19 protein-coding genes and 4 pseudogenes are annotated in these 18501 nt (G+C 70.3%); 11 read left to right on the top strand and 12 right to left on the bottom strand.

Going from position 1 to position 18501, the window contains the following annotated elements:
• Positions 1–562 (top strand): annotated as a pseudogene (locus QR77_RS24960) (hypothetical protein); the annotation flags it as partial.
• Positions 563–1170: 608 nt separating this feature from the next.
• Here the strand turns inward: QR77_RS24960 and QR77_RS24955 are convergent.
• From QR77_RS24955 to QR77_RS24945, 3 genes are all read right to left on the bottom strand, one after another.
• Complete coding sequence (locus tag QR77_RS24955) at positions 1171–1731, bottom strand: GNAT family N-acetyltransferase (RefSeq protein WP_052489703.1); 561 nt, start codon at positions 1729–1731, stop codon at positions 1171–1173.
• A gap of 34 nt (positions 1732–1765) precedes the next feature.
• A complete protein-coding gene (locus tag QR77_RS24950; RefSeq protein ID WP_040024337.1) occupies positions 1766–2140 on the bottom strand; it encodes a hypothetical protein in 375 nt (124 codons plus the stop codon).
• 71 nt (positions 2141–2211) lie between these two features.
• Complete coding sequence (locus QR77_RS24945) at positions 2212–2895, bottom strand: hypothetical protein (protein WP_040024336.1); 684 nt, start codon at positions 2893–2895, stop codon at positions 2212–2214.
• A gap of 64 nt (positions 2896–2959) precedes the next feature.
• On the opposite strand from QR77_RS24945, the gene QR77_RS24940 reads away from it, so the two are divergent.
• A complete protein-coding gene (locus QR77_RS24940) occupies positions 2960–3496 on the top strand; it encodes a DinB family protein (RefSeq protein ID WP_052489034.1) in 537 nt (178 codons plus the stop codon).
• A gap of 41 nt (positions 3497–3537) precedes the next feature.
• Here QR77_RS24940 and QR77_RS24935 read toward each other — a convergent pair whose 3' ends face one another.
• Positions 3538–4212 carry a hypothetical protein gene (locus QR77_RS24935; protein ID WP_040024335.1) on the bottom strand — a complete coding sequence of 225 codons (675 nt, stop codon included), beginning with the start codon at positions 4210–4212 and terminating at the stop codon, positions 3538–3540.
• A 141-nt stretch (positions 4213–4353) separates the two neighbouring features.
• On the opposite strand from QR77_RS24935, the gene QR77_RS24930 reads away from it, so the two are divergent.
• From QR77_RS24930 to QR77_RS24915, 5 genes and pseudogenes are all read left to right on the top strand, one after another.
• Positions 4354–4575: a hypothetical protein gene (locus tag QR77_RS24930; protein WP_040024333.1), complete on the top strand. Its 222-nt coding sequence runs from the start codon at positions 4354–4356 to the stop codon at positions 4573–4575.
• The gene (locus tag QR77_RS24925; RefSeq protein ID WP_078877098.1) at positions 4572–5129 is read left to right on the top strand and encodes a sigma-70 family RNA polymerase sigma factor; all 558 of its coding nucleotides are present in this window, start codon (positions 4572–4574) and stop codon (positions 5127–5129) included. Before QR77_RS24930 ends, QR77_RS24925 begins: the two co-directional genes overlap by 4 nt.
• Entirely contained in the window at positions 5126–6154 is a 1029-nt protein-coding gene (locus QR77_RS24920) for a hypothetical protein (RefSeq protein ID WP_040024332.1), read from the top strand. The genes QR77_RS24925 and QR77_RS24920 overlap by 4 nt, the downstream gene beginning before the upstream one ends.
• Positions 6096–6503 (top strand): annotated as a pseudogene (locus QR77_RS44000) (hypothetical protein); the annotation flags it as partial. The gene QR77_RS24920 and the pseudogene QR77_RS44000, both read left to right, overlap by 59 nt.
• Positions 6504–6541: 38 nt before the next feature.
• Positions 6542–6853 carry a hypothetical protein gene (locus tag QR77_RS24915; protein ID WP_040024331.1) on the top strand — a complete coding sequence of 104 codons (312 nt, stop codon included), beginning with the start codon at positions 6542–6544 and terminating at the stop codon, positions 6851–6853.
• A gap of 3 nt (positions 6854–6856) precedes the next feature.
• Here QR77_RS24915 and QR77_RS24910 read toward each other — a convergent pair whose 3' ends face one another.
• Entirely contained in the window at positions 6857–9286 is a 2430-nt protein-coding gene (locus QR77_RS24910; protein ID WP_040024330.1) for a right-handed parallel beta-helix repeat-containing protein, read from the bottom strand.
• A gap of 242 nt (positions 9287–9528) precedes the next feature.
• Here QR77_RS24910 and QR77_RS24905 point away from each other — a divergent pair, with 242 nt between their 5' ends.
• Entirely contained in the window at positions 9529–9951 is a 423-nt protein-coding gene (locus QR77_RS24905) for a cupin domain-containing protein (protein ID WP_040024329.1), read from the top strand.
• A 50-nt stretch (positions 9952–10001) separates the two neighbouring features.
• On the opposite strand, the gene QR77_RS24900 is transcribed toward QR77_RS24905, so the two are convergent.
• Together QR77_RS24900 and QR77_RS24895 are read right to left on the bottom strand one after the other, a co-directional pair.
• Complete coding sequence (locus QR77_RS24900; protein WP_040024328.1) at positions 10002–10769, bottom strand: alpha/beta hydrolase; 768 nt, start codon at positions 10767–10769, stop codon at positions 10002–10004.
• 94 nt (positions 10770–10863) lie between these two features.
• The gene (locus QR77_RS24895; protein ID WP_052489702.1) at positions 10864–11466 is read right to left on the bottom strand and encodes an NAD(P)H-dependent oxidoreductase; all 603 of its coding nucleotides are present in this window, start codon (positions 11464–11466) and stop codon (positions 10864–10866) included.
• A gap of 274 nt (positions 11467–11740) precedes the next feature.
• On the opposite strand from QR77_RS24895, the gene QR77_RS24890 reads away from it, so the two are divergent.
• A complete protein-coding gene (locus QR77_RS24890) occupies positions 11741–13192 on the top strand; it encodes an FAD-dependent monooxygenase (RefSeq protein ID WP_063798076.1) in 1452 nt (483 codons plus the stop codon).
• A gap of 54 nt (positions 13193–13246) precedes the next feature.
• Positions 13247–14728: a benzaldehyde dehydrogenase gene (locus QR77_RS24885; RefSeq protein WP_236710798.1), complete on the top strand. Its 1482-nt coding sequence runs from the start codon at positions 13247–13249 to the stop codon at positions 14726–14728.
• A 79-nt stretch (positions 14729–14807) separates the two neighbouring features.
• On the opposite strand, the gene QR77_RS24880 is transcribed toward QR77_RS24885, so the two are convergent.
• From QR77_RS24880 to QR77_RS24865, 5 genes and pseudogenes are all read right to left on the bottom strand, one after another.
• Positions 14808–15854 (bottom strand): acyl-CoA desaturase, encoded by a 1047-nt coding sequence (locus QR77_RS24880; protein ID WP_040024327.1) that lies wholly within the window; start codon positions 15852–15854, stop codon positions 14808–14810.
• Positions 15855–15962: 108 nt separating this feature from the next.
• On the bottom strand, positions 15963–16295 hold the full coding sequence (locus QR77_RS24875; protein WP_040024326.1) for a MerR family transcriptional regulator: 333 nt from the start codon (positions 16293–16295) through the stop codon (positions 15963–15965).
• Positions 16296–16582: 287 nt separating this feature from the next.
• Positions 16583–16813: pseudogene (locus QR77_RS24870) on the bottom strand (NUDIX hydrolase); the annotation flags it as partial.
• 216 nt (positions 16814–17029) lie between these two features.
• Positions 17030–17277, bottom strand: a pseudogene (locus QR77_RS43995) (helix-turn-helix transcriptional regulator); the annotation flags it as partial.
• A gap of 136 nt (positions 17278–17413) precedes the next feature.
• Positions 17414–17881: an Rrf2 family transcriptional regulator gene (locus QR77_RS24865; protein ID WP_040024325.1), complete on the bottom strand. Its 468-nt coding sequence runs from the start codon at positions 17879–17881 to the stop codon at positions 17414–17416.
• A 208-nt stretch (positions 17882–18089) separates the two neighbouring features.
• On the opposite strand from QR77_RS24865, the gene QR77_RS24860 reads away from it, so the two are divergent.
• A partial coding sequence (locus QR77_RS24860) for an FAD-dependent oxidoreductase (protein ID WP_160310951.1) occupies positions 18090–18501 on the top strand: 412 nt, incomplete at its 3' end.

Raw genomic sequence — 18501 nt, 5'->3', positions numbered from 1 at the left:
CGAGGGCAGCGAGGGCAGCGAGGGTGGGGGCAGCGGGCGCGAAGACAGTGGGGGCGAAGACAGTGGGACCGACCGGACCGGCGGCCCTTCACCCGTCGTCCCCGGCGCCCGCCGCGCCACCCTGCTCCCCGCCGGCACCACCCTCACCGGCCGCGGCCTGCCGGACCCGGAGGTCGGCGAGGTGGGCCGCTACCTGTACGAGCCCGACGGCGCCGTCATCCGCGCCCACCTGGTCGCCGAGGCCGCCGAGGGCCTGGGCGGGCGGCTGATCGACGAGACGATCGCGTACATCACCTCGGACACCCTGCGCCCGACCCCGTATGCCACCGCCTACGAGATCACCGACAGCCTGCCCTTCAGCCTGAAGCGGCTGAAGTCCCTGCTGCGCGAGCGTGAGGTCGGCGTCCTCACGGTGAAGAAGCGCGGCTCGGCGGTGGAACCGGAGGAGCTGCGCCGCCGCATGAAGCTGAAGGGCCCGAACGCGGCGACGGTGTTCCTGACGCGCGTGGCGGGCGCCCCGGCGATGCTGATCGGGCTCCCGGCCCCGGTGGGGGCGGCCTGAGGCGGAGCCTCCCGAGGTGCGCGTTGTTTTGGGGTGCGGGTTCGGGCTGGCGGTCGGGGTGGGCCGGTGGGGTGTTGGTGAGGGTCGGGCCGCCCCTTTTTGTTGATTTTCGCGGTTGCGGGGCGGGCGTCAAGGGCGCTCCTGCGTCGCGTCGGCTGCGCCGATTCCGCTCCGCTCCACCCTTGACACCCACCCCTCCACCGCAACTGATCCTTGAGGGGGGCGGCCCCAGGGGGAGACTCCCCGGGGATGCTCGCTTGTTCTGCTGCTTTGCTCCCGGCTGCGGCTTGTCTGCCCTGCGGGGCACGCACGAAGGGGTCGCTGCCCGATCCCACTCGGCCAAGCGTCTGCGAGCAGGCCGTGGTGGCGGGGAGGGTCGGTTGGGCAGACATGGTGAGCGCCGACAGACGCAGGAGCGCGGTGGGCTGCTGACCGATCGGGCGAGATGCACCCCGGAGCGCGCCTGAGGCACTGCCGACCTACCGCCTGGGACTCGTGTGACGGAGGTGAGGCATGTGGGTCTGTGGCAGGCCGTGGGCGGCTTGGAGATGCTTCTTATGCGTCCCAGCGCGCATAAGCGGCTTCCTGGGTCGTTCTACGTGGAGCTCCTACGAGGTGGGCACGCTGCTTTCCGCACCCACCGAAGCGACCGGGTCCCCCGCCGCGTAGCAGCGCACGAGGACTGTCTCGCCCGGGTGCCACTGCTGCTCGACGGTGCCCAGCAGCTCCCAGCCGAGGCGCTCGTACAGCGCTGTCGCCGCGACGTCCGAGGACAGCACCTCCAGCAGCGGCTGGAGACCGCGCGCACGGGACTCCCGTACCGCCTCGGTCATCAGCAGCGCGCCCACCCCGTAGCCGCGCGCGGCCGGATCGACGAACAGCCTGCTCACCACGGCGGTGTCCTCGATGGGCGTGCCGGTACGTTCCTGCCACACGGGCGGCGTCGCGTCCCCCGGCTTTCCGGCGCAGAGCACGACGTGACCGACGACACGTCCGTCCAGCTCGGCCACCCATCCCTCCAGCATGGCGGGTATGGACAGCCACTCCGCGGGGTCGGCCGGCCAGCGCATCGGGTACTGATCACGCTTGTGGACCTCGGCGAGTGCGCGCACGCACGCGTCGAGGTCGGAGGTGTCACGGTGACGGATGAGAACGTTCCCTCGTTTCATCCGCACATCGAAACACATATGGCCTAATCGCGAGCTAGTCGAGGTCGGTCAGCTCATCCGCGTAGATCTGCGACAGCGGCTGCGGCCCGACGTACTGCTGGCAGTTGCACTGTCTCAGCTCGTACTGCAGCGGCTTCTTGTCCTCGTCCCACGCGGTCGGCACCTCCACGTCCTCGTGACACTTGCCCTTACGGTCGTGCTTCGCCAGGTGGTGCGTGCAGCCGCAGACGGGCTCCGGCTGCTTCGGTGGCTTATGGGCCTCCTCAAGCGCGAGGCGTTCCTCCTCGGCCAGCTTGAGGCGTTCGATCCTTCGCTCATGCCGGGTTTTGAGCGCGGTGCGGCCCGTATCGGCTATCCAGCCGAAGCCGCCCACCATGAAGAAGACGAAAATCAACCAAATCCAGTTCATCCGCCGCCCCTTAACCCTGAATGGCGCATGCGTTCCCACTTCAGGATAGGACGGACAGCGTAGGAACGGCCTCAACGATGTGCGCCGCCGGGCGTCCGGAGTGGCACAGCGGTGAGCAACTGGCCTGACCAGCGCTGATGTGCCACCGCCTGAAATACGCCGAGAAGACCGGTCAGAAGGGTCGTGACCCCGAGACCGAACGCGTACACCAGATGACTGACGGTGACCGTATCCAGCCGGGTCACCACCAGGGCCGTCACCGCCGCACCGGCGACGGAGAGCGCCGCCGACGGCAGCAGCCACAGCACGCACCGGCGCTGCGCCCGCAGCCGGACATCGGTGACGGGTACGGACCCGGCGTCGGCCCAGTCGTCGAGATCACGCCGTATGCGCCGGCTCCCCGCGCCCCAGAACCCCAGCGTGACCACCGCGGCCCCGAGGAAGATCAGGGCGAGGAACAGCAGTACGAGACCGCTCACCGCGGCCAGCCCTCCCCCGGCGAAGCTCTCCACGGCCAGCCCGACGGCCGCCCAGCCGAGCACGGCGGCCAGACCGGCGCCCCAGAGGGTGCCCAGCCGCCCGGCGGACAGGAAGCGGCGGACCAGCAGTGCCATCTCGACCGACCGGTCGGCGAGGAGCGCTTCTTCTTCGTCGTCGTCGTCCGCGTGGTCCACTGCCGGATCCGGCGCGTGGTCGCCGTACGGGTCCCGGGACTGGATCTCTTCGGTGTCCGGTACATCGGGATGGCTGATCATGCGGCAGACAGTAGCGCTGGAAAACCATGAACATGCTCAGCGGGTACGGCGATAGCCTCGCCCGATGTCCACCGAAGCGGCCGCAGCGGCCGAACCCACCGACACCCGTATCGACCCGCCGTTCACCGGAGGCGAGCGCGAGACGCTGCGCGCCTACCTCGACTACCACCGCGCCACGCTCACGATGAAGACGGACGGGCTCTCCGACGACGAACTGCGCCGCCAGTCGTCCCCGCCCTCCACGCTCACGCTGCTGGGCCTGGTCCGGCACATGGCCGAGGTCGAGCGGATCTGGTTCCGCCGGGTGATCGACGGCCAGGACATCGGCTCGGTCTGGTCGCCCGACGGCGACCTCCAGGTGGCGTACGACGCGAGTACGTCCACCAGGTCCGAGGCCTTCGCCGCCTGGCAGACCGAGGTCGAGCAGGCCCGCCGGATCGAGCGGGAGGCCCCGTCACTCGATGTGACCGGACACTTCCGCAAGTGGGACGCGGACGTGTCCCTCCGGTTCGTGATGCTGCACCTGATCCACGAGTACGCGCGGCACAACGGCCATGCGGACTTCCTGCGCGAGGGGATCGACGGAGTGGTGGGCCCGTAGGCCAAGCGGATGAACGGATCGGCGGATCGCTGATCGGCGGCTCAGGGCCGGGCGGCCGATGCCGGACCGGACGAAAGAGGCGGCCCGACCGGTGCGCGCGGTACGGCCCCGAGCCGCAGCGCCCACCGGAAGTGCCGCACGGCCCGGCTCCCGCCGATCAGCGCGGCGATCCACAGGATGGTGCCGGCGCCCATCGCGTAGGCGACCCCCGCGTACGTGTCCTCTCCGGCGCGCGCTCCGGCGGGCACGGCGAAGGCGATCCACAGCCCGAAGGCCCCGGCGAGGAACGAGGTCAGCAGCCACCACAGGCTGAGCCCCGGCAGCCGGAACCGGCGGTCGGCCACCGGATCGCTGTCCAGCGCTCCCCACTGCGCCATGAGTTCCCGTACCCGCTGGTCGCGGCGCACGAGCAGGACGAGAACGGCGGCGGCGGCCAGCAGGAACCCGACCCCGACCGTCCCGAGGAACGCGACAACCGCGTCCACGAACATCCCGCTCCCACCGCTGAGCGAGACCAGGGCGCTCCCGATCATGCCCCACCCGAGCTGCGCCCCTGCCACCAGAAGCCAGAAGATCACGAGTGCCCCCGCGCCCAGGCTGCGCTTGGCGAGGTATCCGAGGATGCCCGCCCGGTCGGCGAGCAGCGCGGCCCTGTCCGGCCACGACCGTATGTGCGGGGGCGGCGGAGGAGGCGGCAGCGTAGGTCGGGCAGACATAGCAGCAGAGGCTATCGCGCCGGCCTCCGTGAGACACGAAGGGAGGCCATTCCACAGGGCAGTTCACGCAGGACCCTCGTTCACGCTCTACTCCATGACGGGCCCGGAGCGGGCTCGCGAGGAGCATGAAGGAGGGCGCGCGTGGACGCGACAACAGCGGCCGTCGCCATCGTCTCGATTCTCGCGGCGAAAGGCTGCGCGGGACTTGGCCTGTGGTTACGGCACCGGTACCGGACGAAGGTCGCCGCCGGAGTCGCGACGGACGGGGGCCTGCTGGAGTGGGACGAACAACTCGGCGACGGCCACCGCCTGCGCGTGAAACTGACCCACCCGCCGACGCCGGGCGGAGGTCCCGAGGCATGAGCGACCACGACCCGGCCCATCTCGCCGCGCGGCGCGAGGCGGTCGCGGAGCGCGACCATGAACGGCGGGCGCTGGACGAAGAGTTCTCGTCCTTCTACCGCGCCACGGTCCCAGAACTGATCGGCTTCCTGATCAACAACGGCGCGAGCCTGCCGGTCGCCGCCGATCTCGCTCAGGACACCATGATCAAGGCGTACCAGCGCTGGACGGAGATCGGCCATCCCCGGGCCTGGGCGCACACGGTCGCCTCCCGCGCGCTGGGCCGCAGAATCGCCGACGTACGGGAGCAGCCGGTCGACCACGTCCCGGAACCGACCTCGCTGCTGCCCGACCCGGGCGCCGCCGCCGAGTGGGAGGTACGGCATGACGTACGCCCCCTGCTGGACAGCCTGCCGCCGAGGCAGCGCCAGATCATGGCGTGGACGCTCAACGGCTGGACGCCGTCGGAGATCGCGGACGAACTGAGCATGAACCCGGAGGCGGTACGGGCGAGCCTGAAGAAGGCGCGCCGCGCGGCTGCCGCGTACTACAGGGAGCGGGAGGGGGAACGGTGACGGCGGGAGATGTGCACGGCGGCGGCAACAGAAACGAGAGCGAGAAGGACCTGACCCGCCGACTCGGTGTGTACCAGGACGGGTTGAGGGAGAGCCTGGAGGGCGTGCTCGACATCGAGGCGGGGCTGCGCGAGGTCCTGCTCCAGTCGCGGCACCGTCGTCGGGTGGACGACCTGGCCACTGTCATTGACGTGGAAGCGGGCCTGGCCGCGATCCTGCCGGTGTCCTCGCCGGTGCCGACTCCGGCGCCCGGGGGTGCTGTTGCTTCGCCGGTACAGGACTTCCTGCGCTCCCTCACGGCGGAGAAGCGCATGGCGCTGCGTCACCACCCCGGCGGCCTCCGGGCCGGTCGCCTGCTCGCGCTCACCGAGCTGCACGACAAAACCGGCGTCGTGCCGGCCGAGATGACGCCGTTCGTCGTGAGCTTCGCCCACGAGGTCGCGCAGGCCCTCATCAGCGAATTCAAGCGGCAGAACGGCCTTCGGCAGCCCAAAACCAGATACATGATTCATCAAATCACCCAGGCACTCGACACGTCGCTCCTGGGCGACGGCGCCCTCGTTCGCCCGCTCTCCTTCGCCAAGGATCTGCTGGACGCCGCCCGCTCCATGGACGAATCGGTCGTACACCTCGCCCATGAGCTTCTGACGACCCTGTACGCCCTCTCCCACCTCAAAAGTGACGGGCTGAAAAGCATCAACGCCCACGAGCGGCTCCCCGATCTCTTCACCACTGCCGCTCGACGAGCCATCAGCTCGGCGCTCGGCATCCCCGTACCGCAGGAGTTCGACGCCGGCTCACTGAAAATGCTCTTGAACGACTTCACGGCCTCCGATCTGACCACCACCGACCTCACGGGCATCGACCTCAGCGGCGTGCGCTGGTCCGAGGGCGGGACCCTGTGGCCGGACACGGTGGACATCCACGACCTCAAGTCCCGTTCGACCGAGACCCCGGCCGGCAGCGGTGTCTACGTGGTGCGCGACGGCACGACCACCCTGCGCGACCTCGTCGGACTCGTCTAGGCATATTGATGCGCCGGCTTCGCCGGTGACGGTGTCCCCGGTGGCATCGTTGGGTCCGACCGTGGGTGAGGCGATCACGCGGTACAGCCAGGAGTACCGGCGCCCTCGCGGGGTGTTCCTGTCCATCGACGGGCCGCACGATGTGCGCCGCTCCTTCGAGGGGCTTCAGCTCCACCCGGATGAAGTGGATCTGGTGGTGGTGAGCGATGCCGAGGAGATCCTGGGGCTCGGCGACTGGGGTGTGCAGGGTGTCCAGATCTCTGTGGGCAAGCTCGCCGTCTACACCGCTGCGGCCGGCCTGCACCCCGGCCGCTGTCTGCCGGTGGTCTTGGACGTCGGAACCGACAACGAGGATCTGCTACCCAGGGCAACTTCGAACTCAACGCCATGCGGCCCGTCATCATCAACAACTTCCTGCACTCCGCCCGCATTCTTGGAGACGCCGCCGAGAAGCTGCGTACCTTCTGCGTCGAGGGCACCGCACCGCGTCGCGCGCAGATCGACGACTACCTCTCCCGCTCCCTGATGCTCGTCACCGCGCTCTCCCCGGAGATCGGCTACGACAGGGCCAGCCGGATCGCGCACAAGGCGGACGACGACGGCACCACACTGCGCGAAGCCGCCCTCGCCACGGGCTACATCACCGCACGGCGCTTCGACCGGATCGTCGACCCCAAGGCGATGGTCCACCCGAAGTAGCTCCTACTCCGGCCCCCGGACCGACGCGTCGGACACACTCTCACCGGCCGCGTCAGCCCCCGACGCGCCGTCCCCCAAAGGCAGATCCGCCGTCCGGAGCAGCAGAAGCTGCTCCAGGTCGGGCTGTTCCACGTCCGCCAGGCGTTCCGCCTGCCGCTCCACCATCACCTCGAACAGCTTCCGCGCCTCGCGCGCGTTGCTCGCCTCGCCCGTCGCCGCCAGCCGTTCGAAGTGCTCCTTGAGCAGGGTCGGTACGGACTCCTCAAGGCGGTATTCGTTCTTGCGCGCGATGAGTTCGGCGATCTGGACCAGCTCGTCCGGGCCGTACGCCGGGAACTCGATGGTGCGTGAGAAGCGCGACCGCAGCCCGGGGTTGGCGTTCAGGAACTCCTCCATCTCCGCCGTGTAACCCGCGACGATCACCACCACGTCCTCGCGCCGGTTCTCCATCAGCGCGACCAGTTCGTCGATCGCCTCCTGCCCGAAGTCGGAGTTGGCGCCGAACTTCCGCGACAGCGCGTACGCCTCGTCGATGAACAGCACGCCGCCCACCGCCTTCTGGAACTCCTGGCGCGTCATCTGCGCCGTGGAGCCGAGGTACTGGCCGACCAGGTTGCCCCTGTTCACCTCGTGGACCTCCCCGTTCGCGAGGACGCCCAGCGAAGCGAGGATCTGCCCGTACAGCCGCGCCACCGTGGTCTTTCCGGTGCCCGGCGGACCCGAGAAGATCAGGTGGCGGCTGAGCGCCGCCGCCGGAAGGCCGGCTGCCTCGCGGAGTTGGGCGATACGGATCATGTTGACCTGCGTGCGCACCTGCTGCTTGACGGGCGCGAGGCCGATCAGTTCGGCGAGTTCGGCGAGCGAGGCGTGCTCCTCGGACGGCGAACCCGGGTGGTCGCCGAGGCCGTTCCCACCGCTCTGTCCGGCGTCACCGCTGCCGTCGGCGCCGCCACCCGCCCTGCCGAGCGCCCGCTCGCCGTCCCGCATCCCCGGCAGCCTGCGCCGCGCCGCGCCGATCACCGAGTCGGTGACCTCCTCCACGCAGTCGTCCTCGATCCGCAGGTCACCACGGGTGTTGCGCGCGACCGTGCACTCGGTCAGCAGGACACGCGCCGAGTCCTTCCCCCATACGCCCGTCCCCGCGCAGCCCCGCACCGTGAGGCCCCGCGCCTCGATACGTACCGTGTCGGCGGCCTTCACCCCGTCCGAACGCCCGCCCGTGACCGCGCAGTCGGTCAGCGTGGCCCGTACGTCACCGGTCAGCGCGATCCCGGCCTGCCGGGGGTCGCTGACCGTCGCGCCCACAAGGTCGAGCGTCACCTGCTCGCCCTCGGCCTCGATCCCCGCGCCGCTCCGCTCGATCGTGAGCTTCTCGAAGCCCGCGTGGGAGCGCTTCCCGAGGCGTACGGCCGTGTCGTGGCCTGCCAGGCTCACATCGGTGAAGGTGGCGCGCCCCTCGGACACGTAGACACCCTGCCTGGGGCCCTCCACCGTGAGTCCGCCGATGGTGGCTGAGGCGTCCTTGGCGACCTGGACGCCGTAGGCGCCCTTCGCCGTGATGGTGCAGTCGGTGATGTCGGCGCGGCCCCGGGTGTCCAGCAGCAGACTCGTGTCACGGCAGTCGGTCAGCCGCAGCCGCTCCACGGTGACCTTGGCGTCCGCGTACACCTTGAGCCCGTAGTCCGCCCGTTCCACACCACATCCGGTCACGGAGCCGCGCGCATGGGTGAGGAAGGCGATGCCGGAGCTCGGAAGGTCGTGTGCCGTGCTGTCGACGACGGTCCCGGTGGCGCCCTGCGCGAAGACCAGGCCGGCCAGGGACGTACCGCTCACCTCACACTGCTCGATGTGTGCGGTGGACCCGTTGACCCGGATGCCGTGTACGGCGGAATTGGTGACGGCGCAGTTGTCGAAGCGCGCGGTGCTGCCCTCCATCACCGTGACCCCGCTGTCCTTCGAGTCGTGGAACGCACAGTGCTCGAAGGTCCCGGTGGCCCCGGCGAGAGCGACTTCCCCGAGGCGGGTCGTGCAGGAACGCATCGTCAGCTCGGACCCGCGCTCGGCACGGACGCAGAGCCCCTTCTCGCCCTGGCCGACCACCTCGGCGTCGTACAGCAGGGCCGATCCCTCGGTGCACCACAGCGCCGTACCACCGTAGTTGACGAGATTGACGTGCTCGAACGTCACGGTGCCCGACGACTCGACGGTGACGCCGCCCGACCGGAGGATGGTCACGGCCCCGTTGTCGCCCGCGCCGCCGCTGACGCCCTCGGCAGCGGCGAACACGACATTGCCGCGGACCAGCAGTGATTCGTCGTACGTTCCCGCGTCGAGGACGATACGCAGCGGTGTGTCCGCCGCGCTGCCGCTGAGTGCGTCGGCGATGGTGCGGTACGCACCGGCATTCGTCTTCGAGACCTGAACGGTGGGCACTGCGCTCTCCTCGCGACGCTGCACGGCAGTTGAACGGAAATCAGTTCAGCACACCCTCAACGACCGGGGGCAGGCTTGGGCGACATCTGACCGTCCTGCGAACAGTGTTGTCTTCCGGGGGCGGGAGGGGTCCCGATAGCCTTGCCGCGCGAGATCACGCTGCCGGGCGGAGCAGCCGTACAGGCACAGCGGAGCAGGACCCGACCAGGAAGGGCTTGTCACACATGAATGCCGTACGCCGTATGGGAATTGCCGTCTCGGCCACCGCCCTCATCAGCGTCGCCGCCCTCGGCGGCGTCGCGAACGCCACGCCCGGGGTGGGCGTCGCCGGCACGGTCCTCTGGCAGCGGACGATCGGCGGCAAGGACTACGTCTACCGCGAGATCACGGTCCAGCCGGGCGGAAGCACCGGCTGGCACCACCACGACGGAACGCTCTACGCGCTCGTCGCGCGGGGCACACTCACCCACTCGGCCGCCAAGGGCTGCGCGACCGACGGGGTGTACGCGGCGGGGTCGGTCTTCACGGAGCCGAGCGGCGCCGACAACGTCCACATAGGCCGCAACCTCGGCTCGACACCGGTGGTCCTGGACGTGCTGTACGTGGACCCGGCGGGCGCGCCTCTCTCGCAGGACGAGCCGAACCCGGGCTGCGACTTCGAGTAGGCGCGGCGCCGCGCTCGGCCCGACCGCCCGACCCGGCCCGGCGCCCCTGGTCACCCCTCGAAGAACTTCAGCAGCTCCGTCAGCGAGCTCTGCGGATCCTCGAAGAGCGACGCGTGCCCGCCCTCGGTCTCGACCAGCCGCGCGCCGGGGATCTCGGCGGCGAGTTCGTACGAATGCGCCGGCGCGACGAAGCGGTCCTCGCCGGCCGTGAGCACCAGGGCGGGTACGCGGACGCCGGCCTGGTCCTCCCGTACGTCGAGCCGCAGCGCCAGATCGATCTGGGCCGCCGTGCCGGGCTCCGGGACCATCGCGCCGACCTGCTGGAGGACCTGCGCCACCGCGTCCTCAGGCAGTCCCGCGAGATAGGTCTCGGAGAACGAGAGCATGGCGATGAACTTGCCGAGGTCGGCGTCGCCCCTGGCGTACAGGTCCGCCCAGAGTTCGAGATTCAGCCGCAGCACCGGGCGGGCCCGGCTGAAGCCGACGACGGTCGCGAGGCGGGTGACCAATTCGGGACGGCGGGCCGCGATGTGTACGGCGAGCGGCGCGCCCAGCGAGAGACCGGCCACGGCGAACCGCTCCAGGCCCGCTTCGCGCGCCGCTGTGACGACCCGGTCGCTCACCGTGTCGAGATCGAGCGGCCCGTCCGGCAGCGGGCTGCCCCCCGATCCCGGCAGGTTCGGGAGGACAACGGTGAATTCGGCGGCAAGGCCCTTCAGGACCGTCCCCCAGCTTCCGAGACCGGTGCTGCCGGTGCCGTGGAGGAGAACGAGGCCGGGCCCGTCGCCGTAGACGTCAAAACTCAACGAATCGGTCATAAAACCCAACGTACGCCTGGGTGGCGGGTTCGGCAGAGTCACACCGTCCGCGTCCCGGGCGGGGTCGCGTACACGCAGGCGCGACTGCGGCGGCTCAGGCCCGTACGACCGCCGGCTGCCCGGCGAAGAACCGCTCGGACTCCGCCAACGCCTCGCCGTCGGTGAGCACTTGACCGGGAGCGCTGCCGTTGCCCAGCAGCGCGCCGCCCCAGCGCATACCCATGAACTCGGCGGTGTTGCGCAGCGTCCCGATCAGCGGATCGGCCTTCGACCGCTCGGAGGAGAGCGCGGTCACGGCCCACATCGTCTTGCCCGCCATACGCCGGCGGAAGTCGAGCCCGGGGGCGTGGAACCAGCCGGACCAGTGGTCCAGATAGAGCTTGGTGCTCGTGGAGACGCTGTACCAGTAGAGCGGTGAGGCGATGACCAGGTCGGTGGCGGACAGCGTGGCGTCGAGCAGCCGCCGCGCGTTGCCGTCGGGCAACGGGTAACTCCCGTTCCCCACGTGCCGGATGTCCTCGAACATCGGCAGCGGCACCTCACTCAGCCGCACCCACTCCTGCTCGGCGTCGGCGGGCAGTCCCACGGCGGCGCGCCGGGCCAGCTCCTCGGTGTTGCCGCCGGTGCGCGCACTCCCCAACAGGAAGAGAAACCTGCGCCGTTCGACGCCGTCACCCAGTGCGCCCGCTTCCCCCATGACCCCGACATCCCATCGTTTGACTGAACGGTCGGAGTGCCAGAGCGCCTCCACGCGCCAAGTTATTCCGTCCGGACGTCCGGACGTCCGGGCGGTCCGGCCCGTCCGGTTCTCCGGTCCGCGCTCTCCGAGCGCCCCCTGCCCGCGCCCCATGAGCCACAAAACGCGGACAGTACGCCCCATATCCACCCTTCCGTATGTACCGTTGTAATTCCGTGTCGAACGGACAAGGGGACGACCAGAGCCGACAGAGCCAACAGCACCTGGGGTCACCATGCCGGAATCGCCCGCCGCCGTCTTCGAACGGCTCTGCGCGGCAGAACAGCCCGGATCCCGGCCGGGCGAGGCCCGTACCGGCCCTCCAGCGGAAGCCGGCACCGGCCCCGACACCGGCGACAACCGCGGCGGGATCTTCGACCGGGCCTTCGTCCTCGGCGGCAGCATCGCCGGGCTCCTCGCCGCTCGCGTCCTCGCCGACCACGCCCGGAGCGTCGTGATCGTCGAGCGGGACGACTCGGCGGCGCGTACGGGCGTTCCGCAGAGCCTCCAGGTGCACACCCTGCTCCCCGGCGGGCTCACGCAGCTCGAACGCTGGTTCCCCGGCTTCGCGCGGGAGGCGATGGACGGCGGCGCCCTCGCCCCGGCGTCCGACGGGATCGCCGTCTACACCGACGGCGTCCGGCACGTCCGTACCCCCAACCCCGACTTCCTCACCGCCAGCCGCCCGTTCGTGGAGACCCTCCTCCGCCGCCGGACGCTCGCGACTCCGGGCATCGAGGTCGTGAAGGGGCAGGCCACCGGGCTGACGTACCAGGACGGCGCGGTCAGGGCCGTACGGTACGAGACCCCCGACGGCGTCGAGCGGACCGGGAGCGCCGACTTCGTCGTCGACGCCATGGGGCGCTCCAGCCGACTGGCCGACTGGCTCGAACGGGACGGCTGGGAGCGGCCCGGTCTTGAGCGGAAGCGGATCGACATCAACTACGCGACCGGGTTCTTCAAGCGCGCCGAGGACCCGCCGGCCGTCGCCACCGCCGTGGCCCGCACCAGCGCGGCCTTCGCCGACCGGACCCAGGCCGCGCTGAACGCCGTCGAGGACGGCCGGTGGATGGTGCTGCTGGCCGGGTACGGCGACAACCGCCCCGGCCGTACGGAGGAGGACTTCCGCGCCCGCTGCGGGGATCTGCCACCCGTCTTCGGCGAGGCGGTCGGCGGCGAGCTGGTCGGCGAGATCCGTACGTACCACCAGGCCGACAGCAGGCGCCGGCACTTCTCCCGGCTCGGGCGGGTGCCGGGGCGGCTGATCGCCGTCGGCGACGCGGTGGCGTCCTTCAACCCGATCTACGGGCAGGGCATGGCGTCGGCGGCCCTGCACGCGTCGTGCCTGTCGGAGTACCTGCGCGGCGGCCCCGATCTCGCCGCTCCCGCACGGAGGTTCTTCGAGTTGCAGGACGTGGTGGTCGACGCCGCGTGGTCCATCTCCACCAGCGCCGACGCCGCGCGCTTCCCCGACGAGCGGAAGCCGTCCGTCAGGGTCCGCCTCCATCGCTGGGTCACCGACCAGGTCGTCGCGGCCACGATCATCGACGAGCGGATCGCCACGCGCTTCAACGCCGTCACGTGCATGACGGCCCACCCCAGCTCGCTGGCCTCACTCGGTACGGCGCTGCGCGCGCTCTCCGTCAACCGGCGGGCGCGCAGAGGCGCGACCGGGCACCGGGCATGAGCCGTCCGGACCCTCCGGACTCTCATGACCCCCGGGCGGAGTAGGTTGTTTTGTATGGATATGGGACCTCACAGTCTGCTCGACACCTCCCCCCTGAAGTGGCACGGCAAGATCTTCGACGGCGAGTGGCGGGACGCGGAGGGCGGCGCCATCCCGGTGGTGGAGCCGGCCACCGGGAAAGACCTGGGGACCGTCGGCGCCGCCTCCGTCCGTGACGTACGGCGCTGCGTCACGCGGGCGCGCGAGGCGCGGGCGGCGTGGGCGGCGGCCCCGTACATCGAGCGTGCGGGGGTGCTGCGACGGGCCGCCGAGCTGTGGACCGAGCACAGCACAGAGGTGCAGGACTGGCTGATGCGGGAGTCCGGCGGGGTCCGGCGCAAGGCGATGTACGAGCTGCGCGGCGCCGTGCAGGAGTGCCTGGAGGCGGCGGCGCTCCCCTCGCACGCCCTCGGCGAGGTGCTGCCGAGCGAGAAGGCGGATCTGAGCATGTCCCGGCGCGTCCCGGTCGGGGTGGTCGCCGTGATCGCGCCGTTCAACCTGCCGCTGAAGCTGTCGATCCGCTCGGTGGCTCCGGCGCTCGCGCTGGGCAACGCCGTACTCCTCAAGCCCGACCCGCGTACCCCGGTGTCGGGCGGGTTGGTCCTCGCCAGGATCTTCGAGGAGGCGGGGCTGCCGCCCGGGTTGCTGCACATCCTTCCCGGCGGCGCGGACATCGGCTCGGCGCTCGTCACGGATCCGGGCGTACGGGCGGTCTCCTTCACCGGGTCGTCGCGGACCGGCCGGGTCGTCGGCGAGCTGGCGGCGCGCCACCTGACCCGCGCGCACCTCGAACTCGGCGGCAACTCCGCGCTGATCGTCATGGCGGACGCGGATCTCGACCGGGCCGTCCCGGCGGCGGCGCACGGCTCGTTCTTCCACCAGGGCCAGGGCTGCATGGTCGTCGGCCGGCACCTGGTGCACGAGTCGATCTACGACACGTACGTCGAGCGGCTCGCCGAGAAGGCCGGGAGCCTGACCGTCGGCAATCCGATGACCGAGGACGTCGCGCTGGGGCCGCTGATCGACGAGCACCAGCGGGACAGCGTGCACGCCCTGGTCACGGGCAGTGTGGACGCGGGGGCCCGGCTGCTGACCGGCGGGACGTACAACGGGCTCTTCTACCGGCCCACCGTGCTGGCGAACACAGGCCCTGGCGCGCCCGCGTACGAGAACGAGGTCTTCGGCCCCGTCGCCTCGGTCACGCCCTTCGCCACGGCGGACGACGCGGTGCGGCTGGCGAACGACAGCGTCTACGGGCTCTCGCTGGGCGTGCTGACCGCCGATGTCGGCGCCGGGCTCGCACTCGCGGACCGTATCCCCACCGGCACCGCGCACATCAACGACCAGACGCTCAACGACGACGCGAACGCGCCGTTCGGCGGGATGGGCGAGTCGGGCAACGCGTCCCGCTTCGGCGGTGCGGCGGCGAACATCGAGGCGTACACGGACACCCGCTGGATCACCGCCCGGGCGACGATCCCCAGCTACCCGATGTGACACCGGGCGGGACGGTCCGCCCGGTGCCCGGTCGGGCGGCCTCGGCTCCCGGTGTCCGGTCAGGCGGCCCGGTGTCCGGTCAGGCCGCGTCGCGGATGGGTGCGCCCGTGTGGTGCAGGTGGCGGAAGATCTCGCGGTACGAGCCGAGCAGCCCGGTCTCGTAGTACGGGATCTCCTTCTCCGCGCAGAACCGCCGAGTGATCTCCTGGGCCCGGCCCAGCGCGGGTGTCGGCATGCTCGGGAAGAGATGGTGCTCGATCTGGTAGTTGAGCCCGCCCATGACCACATCGGTGAAGGCGTGGCCCCGTACGTTGCGGGAGGTGAGCACCTGGCGCCGCAGGAAGTCGAACTTCATGTCGGAGGTAATCATGAGCATGCCCTTGTGGTTGGGCGCGAAGACGGACCCCAGATAGATCCCGAGCAGCGCTTCGTGCACCGCGATGAACGCGATCGCCTTGCCGGGCGGCAGCGCCGCGAAGATCAGGCCGAAGTACGCGACGAAGTGGACGACGAGCAGGGTGGCTTCGACAGCGGGGCGCTTCATGATCGGGCTGCGCAGCGCCCGGAAGCTGTTGTAGCTGAGGTTGAGCCCCTCCAGCATGAGCAGCGGGACGAAGAGGTACGCCTGCCGCCGGCCGATGAACCGCGCGACTCCCGACGACGCCTTGGCCTGCCCCTGCGACCACACCAGGATCTCGGGCGAGACATCGGGGTCGCGGTCCTCGTGGTTGGGGTTGGCGTGGTGGCGGGTGTGCTTGTTCATCCACCACCCGTAGCTCATGCCCATCACGAGGTTGGCGGCGATGCGACCGCCGTTCTCGCTGTACCGGCGGTTGCTGAACACCTGCATATGCGCCAAGTCATGCGATATGAGGGCCACTTGGGCGAAGACAACGGACATCACCGCGGCCAGCAGCAGGGTCAGCCACGAGTCGCCCAGTACGAAGAGCGCCACCCATCCGCCGACGAACGCCAGGCCGACGAGCGAGAACCGTACCGCGTAGTAGACGGGCCGCCGGGCCAGCAGGCCCTCGCGGGTGATCAAGCGGGACAATTGAGCGAAGTCACTGCCGGAGCTCTGCTCGATCGGCGGCTCTTGAGCCGTCGTCGCGAATTCGGTGCTCATGGCCATAATCTTGCGAAGACGGGGTGGTGGCCGGAAGCCGCGTAGACCCCCAGCCGGAAGGGGGGATAGCCCTACCCCCGCCCTCTCCGCACCGCTTCGACCCGCACGTCAGGACGGGGCGTCGGAGGCGGACCCGCGCAGTTCCTCATTGATGCGCTGGGCCTCCTCCAGTTGGTCTTCGAGGATGACGATGCGGCAGGCCGCCTCGATCGCCGTACCCGCGTCGACCATCTCGCGAACGCGGGAGGCGAGCCGTAGCTGATAGCGCGAGTAGCGGCGGTGACCGCCCTCGGAACGCAGCGGATCGATCAGACGCGCTTCCCCGAGGGCTCTGAGGAAGGCGGGCGAGGTACCGAGCATCTCGGCGGCCCGGCCCATGGTGTAGGCGGGGTAGTCGTCATCGTCGAGGCTGTCGGCGAGCTGTGGACTCTTCGGAGTCATCGCACCTTGATTCGTGGGCATGTCACAGGAAGGGGACGCGTGGGGACGCGTCGCGTGGCATATCGAAGGGCCCCGGTACCGGACGGCACCAGAGCCCCCTGCCTTTGTCGGCTATGTCCAAACACTAACCAGATCAGATCCGCATGTCTACTGCGCCCATGACAGATTTTAATTGTTCACCGAACGAGATATCTTCGGCGCGGACAGCGGCAGCGGTGAGCCCCACCACTCAACGCGGCCAACGACACCACACTTCCCCGCGCGCCCGCTTCCTGGCCCGGCCCCGTTCAGGAGAGCAGGGCAGCGTCGAGGTAGTCCTGCACCGGCTCGAACAGCCCGTAAGGCACATACTGCGGGATCTCGCCGTGGGCGACCCATGCGAGCTCGGCCAGTTCCTCGGTGTCCGCCACGTACGCGGTGCCGCCCAGCACCTCGCAGGCCGTGTACGACATCAGCCGGCACGTCTTCGGGTGAACGCGCTCGCCGAGCGGCTTCACGGCGGCCACCTCCAGGCCGGACAGGCTGCCCGTCGATCCAGTGGGCGGGAGCGGGGAAGGTCAATTCCGTCGAATCGTTCATGGGGCCCAGGAAACGCCGGGCTCCGGGGGCTATCCAGAGACAACCTGTCCCGTGATCCACGCCACACCGCCTGCGCGGCAGCGGCCGGCCCGGCGTGCCGGACGCGGACGCGGGCAAGCCGTACGTGGGCTCCGCCGACGGGCTCCGCACCCGGGTCAGTCGGCCCCGTGTGCCCGGAGGCCGCCGCGGTAGTCCCGCGGCGAGATGCCGGTGACCCGTTTGAAGGCCGTGCTGAGGGCGCTCTCGGAGCCGTACCCGACCGCACGGGCAATGACGGCGACCGTGTCGGAGCCCTGCCGCAGCCGGCGGGAGGCGAGTTCCACACGCCACCGGGTGAGGTAGTCGAGCGGCCCGCGCCCGACCGTGCCTTGAAGCGCGCCGCGAGCGTGGATCGCGACACCGCACCGGCCAGGGCTCACGCACTGGACCCGGAGGCGGCGGACCGCCTCTGGGACCACGCCACCGAAGCGATCACCGGAGCACTCGGCTGAGACAGGCCCGGTCGGTCCGGTCGGTCCGGCCGGTCCGGCCCGGAGACCTCAGCCGAACGCCGCGCGGATGACGTTCCCCGTCTCCGGACTCCGGTCGAGCTCCAGCCGGATGTCCTGGAGCGTCTGCGCGGCCAGTGCCTGGCGCCACGCCTCGTCGGCGCGGCGCATGGCCACCTTGACGGGGCAGGGACCGTCGGGCGGTGGGGAGAGTTCACCGATCGCGCCGCAGCAGCGGATCTCTTCGCAGTGGAAGAGGTTCACGTCCCCCTCGACGGCGTCCACCACGTCGAGGAGCGTGATCTCTCCGAGCTGCCTGGCCAGCCGGAAGCCTCCGCGCGGCCCCGGCGTCGAGGCGAGGAGCCCGGCCTTCACCAGCGACTGCAACTGCTTGTTCAGGTAGGCGGCCGGCAGTCCGTGGGCCGCGGCGAGCTGAGCGCTGCCCATCGGGCCGCCACCGATGAAGTCCAGATTGAGCAGTGTGTGGATGGCCCACTCGACGCCCTTACCCATTCGCATAATGCGGACATTATATGTCCGGAAGCCGGGAGGGCCAGGTCGGGCGATTCCGCCCTCCCCGCCACCCCTGCCGCACCGCTCCCCTCCACCGGCCTCGCGAATAAATCTTGACACTCAATATCCTGGATATATAGAGTCCGGAATTACCGGGCGCGACGCGACGACCGCCGCGACGAACGACAGGCGCCCGCGAACAAGGGAGAGTGCGATGAAGAACGTCCTGGTCATCGGTGGTGGCTTCGCCGGCGTATGGAGCGCGGCGGGTGCCGTGCGGGCCGCGCGCGCGGCCGGAGACGCCGGCGAGGAACTGCGGGTGACCTTGGTCAGCGGGGGTGACGACCTCGTCGTACGCCCCCGCCTCTACGAGGAAGCCCCCGAGAGCATGCGGGTCCCCCTGGACCGCGTCCTCGGCCCGATCGGGGTCCGGCGGCTCAGCGCCACCGTGACCGGCATCGACACCGAGGCCCGTACCGTCCGCGCGCTCGGACGCGACGGGGACGAGCTGACCCTGCCGTACGACAAGCTGGTGCTCGCGGCGGGCAGCCAGCTGATACGTCCCGACTTCCCGGGTGCGCACGACGTCTTCGACATCGACACCCTGCCGGCGGCTGCCGCGCTCG

Origin of the sequence: Streptomyces sp. 150FB (assembly GCF_000818195.1) — a bacterium.
Classification (GTDB): domain Bacteria; phylum Actinomycetota; class Actinomycetes; order Streptomycetales; family Streptomycetaceae; genus Streptomyces.
This window is presented reverse-complemented; position numbering and strand designations above follow the sequence as displayed.